This is a genomic window from Mycobacterium sp., from assembly GCF_044342925.1.
In the GTDB taxonomy this organism is placed as follows: domain Bacteria; phylum Actinomycetota; class Actinomycetes; order Mycobacteriales; family Mycobacteriaceae; genus Mycobacterium.
Genome location: NZ_JBIIOV010000236.1, coordinates 1 through 3,685 on the forward strand (window position 1 = coordinate 1; position 3,685 = coordinate 3,685).

At 68.3% G+C, this 3,685-nt stretch carries 3 protein-coding genes; 1 reads left to right on the forward strand and 2 read right to left on the reverse strand.

What is annotated here, in order from left to right; genetic code table 11:
• Positions 1-849: cytochrome P450 (locus ADBZ6I_RS16600; protein ID WP_526385783.1), on the reverse strand; the 849-nt coding region annotated here is incomplete at its 3' end.
• A gap of 77 nt (positions 850-926) precedes the next feature.
• Positions 927-2,168, reverse strand: a complete 1,242-nt coding sequence (locus ADBZ6I_RS16605) for a cytochrome P450 (RefSeq protein WP_526385787.1) — start codon at positions 2,166-2,168, stop codon at positions 927-929.
• Positions 2,169-2,270: 102 nt separating this feature from the next.
• On the opposite strand from ADBZ6I_RS16605, the gene ADBZ6I_RS16610 reads away from it, so the two are divergent.
• Positions 2,271-3,685, forward strand: a 1,415-nt coding sequence (locus ADBZ6I_RS16610) for a carboxylesterase/lipase family protein (RefSeq protein WP_526385785.1), incomplete at its 3' end; no start/stop codon positions are given.

Below are 3,685 nucleotides of genomic sequence, written 5' to 3' on the forward strand. Positions count from 1 at the left end.
GTTGCGCAGCCGGTCGAGTTGGTCGGGGTTCTCGGTGAGCGCCAACATGCCGCCGGCGATGCCGGCGCTGGTGGTGTCGTGACCGGCACTCGCCACGATCACGTAGTAGGACAACGTGTCCATGTCGGTCAGCGGCTGGCCGTTGATCCTGGCGTTGGCGATCGCCGACGACAGATCCTCGGTCGGGTGCTCTCGGCGCGAGTTGGTCAGCGCGGTGAAGTAATTGAAGAAGTCGATCAGCACCGCCAGCATGTCGTCGACGTCGCCGCCGCGCTGGAACTCCTCGTCGTTGCCGCCGAACATCTCCTGAGTGAGCTTGAGCATGCGGGGGAAGTCCGACTCCGGCAGGCCCAGCATGGTCAGGATCACGTAGAGCGGGTAGTTGACCGCCACCTCGGTAACGAAGTCGAACTCCGAGCCCGCCGCGGCCATCTTGTCGACGTAGATCTTGGCCAGTTCGTCGCAGCGCGCTTTCAGCGCGCGCATGGCCTTCGGACGGAACCAGTCCACCCCGATCTTGCGCATGTCGCGGTGGTGCGGGTCGTCCATGTGGATCAGGGTGCGCAGGCCACGGCCGGCTTCCATGTCGCGGCGCAGCGCATCGTCGGCCTCGGCGATCGTCAGCAGCGGGCGCGGATCGTTGGTGAACAGGTCGTTCTGCCGCTCGATCTCCATGATGTCGGCGTGCTTGGTGATCGCCCAAAACGGCCGGTAGCCGGGGACGTCCACCCAGGACACCGGCGCGTGCTTGCGGCAATGCGCCAGCGCGGCATGCAGTTTCGCCTCGTCGGCGTAGGCCTGGGGATTGGCCAGGACCCGTGCGGCATCGTCGGTGATCCGTGCGCTCATTGCGGCTCCCTAGCGTGCGTCGACGAGACTTGACGGGTGTCAGCCTCACACATGTCAGTGATCTTCGTCTCGGGGGGTCACCGCAGCGAGTATCGGATCGGCAGGTGCTTGAGGCCGCCGACGAAGGTGGTGGCCATGAATTCCGGCTCACCGGCCAGTTCGACCGACGTCAACCGGGGCACCAGTTCGGTGAAGAAGCTGTTCATCTCCATCCGGGCCAGTGCCGCACCGAGGCAGAAGTGCACGCCGTAGCCGAACGACAGGTGCTTGTTGGGGTCGCGGCCGACGTCGAAGCGCATCGGGTCGGCGAACACGTCCTCGTCGCGGTTGGCCGAGACGTAGCTCAGCAGCACGGCCTCGCCCTTGGCGATCGGCACGCCGCGCACCTCGGTGTCGGCCTGGGCGGTGCGCATGAACTCCTTGACCGGCACCACCCAGCGGATCATCTCCTCCACCGCGGTGCCCATCAACGTCATGTTGTTGCGCAGCCGGTCGAGTTGGTCGGGGTTCTCGGTGAGCGCCAACATGCCGCCGGCGATGCCGGCGCTGGTGGTGTCGTGACCGGCACTGGCCACGATCACGTAGTACGACGCGGTGTCCATGTCCGACAGCGGCTGACCGTGGATCGTCGCGTTGGCGATCGCCGACGTGAGATCGGCGGTGGGGTGCTCGCGGCGCGACGCCGTCAGTCCGGCGAAATAGGTGAAGAAGTCCATCAGCACCGCGAGTACGTCGTCGAGCGCGTTGGAGCCGCGCTGGAACTCCGCGTCGTCGCTGCCGAACAACTCCTGGGTGAGCTTGAGCATGCGGGGGAAGTCCGACTCCGGAAGTCCCAGCAGCGACAGGATGACATAGAGCGGGTAGTTAACGGCGACTTCCTGGACGAAGTCGCATTCCGGGCCGGCCGCGGCCATCTTGTCGACGTAGGTCTTGGCCAGCTCGTCGACGCGGACTTTCAAGTCGCGCATGGCCTTCGGGCGGAACCAGTCGACCCCGATCTTGCGCATGTCGCGGTGGTGCGGATCGTCCATGTGAATCAGCGTGCGAAGCCCGATGCCGGCCTCGCGCTGTTCGCGCAACACGTCCTCCATGCCGGAGTACTGCAGCAGTGGCCGCGGTTCGTTGGTGAACAGATCGTTCTGGCGCTCGATCTCCATGATGTCGGCGTGCTTGGTGATCGCCCAGAACGGTTTGTAGGCGGCCGGTTCGACCCAGGACACCGGGGCGTTTCGGCGCAGATGCGTCAGCGCCGCGTGCAACTTCGTCTCGTCGGTGTAGGCCTGTGGGTCAGCCAGCACGCCGGCTGCCTCGTCGGTGATCCGTGCGCCCGTGGGTCCCCCTGTGGCTGACGACGATTACCCACCCAGCATAAGGACACTTATGGAGTTGCGGGTGCAGTTCCACGCGTAGGCTCTGCACCCGTGCCGCTCCGTCCCGTCGGCGCCGTGACCCGGTGCGCCCGTCCCGTCGGCGCCGTGACCCGGTGCGTCGTCGCCGTGCTGGCGCTGGTCCTGGTCCTGGTCCTCGCCGGATGCTCGACGGCCGCTCCCTCCGGTACCGGCGACCCGACGGTGGTCCGGCTCGCCGACGGTCCGGTCCGCGGCATGGTCGGCGACGGCGTCAGGGTGTTCCAGGGCATTCCCTACGCGGCGGCCCCGATCGGGCCGCTGCGCTGGCAGCCGCCGATTCCGCCGCCGCGCTGGAAGTCCGTGCGCGACGCCACCAAACCCGGGCTGCGCTGCATCCAGGACATCCGCGCCGATCCCGATTTCGGAAGACCCACCAGCGAGGACTGCCTCAACCTCACTGTCTGGACCCCGGACGGCGCCACGCCGAAATCCCGTCGTGCGGTGATGGTCTGGATCCACGGCGGCGGCTTCCTCAACGGCAGTTCGGACATCTACAACTCCCGCTGGCTGGCTACCCAGGGCGACATCGTGGTCGTCACCATCAACTACCGGCTCGGCGCGCTGGGTTTCCTGGCCCATCCTGCCCTGACCGGCCCGGCGGGGGAGGAGCCCGGCAACTACGGGTTGGCCGACCAGCAGGCCGCACTGCGCTGGGTCCGAGACAACATCGCCGCCTTCGGCGGCGATCCTGGCAAGGTCACCATCGCCGGTGAGTCGGCGGGCGCGATGTCGGTGTGCGACCACCTGATCGCCCCGGAGTCCACCGGGCTGTTCCGGGCGGCGATTATGCAGAGCGGGCCGTGCCAGGCCCAAGCCGCACTGCCGGCGGCCGAGCGGATCAGCGTCGACTACGCCCGCCGCGCCGGCTGTGCCGACATGGCCTCGGCCGCGCGGTGTCTGCGCGACCTGCCCGCCGACCGGTTGCAGACCGGGCCGCCGTATGTGCGGATCGGGGCCAACATCCTGACCGGCCCTGTGACCGGAACCCAACGGCTGCCGGCCGCGCCGCCGTCGGTGGCCGGCAGCGGTATGACCGCCCGCGTGCCGGTGCTGATCGGCAGCACCGCCGATGAGTTCACCCTCTTCGTCGCCATGACTTATCTGCGCCGCGGCGGCCTACCCTCCTACCGCCGCCTGCTCGACGACACGTTCGGCGCTGAGGCACCGACGGTCGCCGCCCAGTACGCGCTGGACCGCTACGACGGCAGCGCCGCGCTGGCCTACTCCGCCGCGGTCACCGACGGGGTGTTCGCCTGCCCGATCGCTGCGCTGGCCACCGCACTGGCCCGGCGCCAGCCGGTCTACGCCTACGAGTTCAGTGACCGCACCGCCCCGACGCCGGAGCCGATGCGGGCGTTGCCCTTCGCGGTCGGTGCCGGTCATGCGCTGGAACTGCGCTACTTGTTCGACATGGGCGGGGCGCCGCC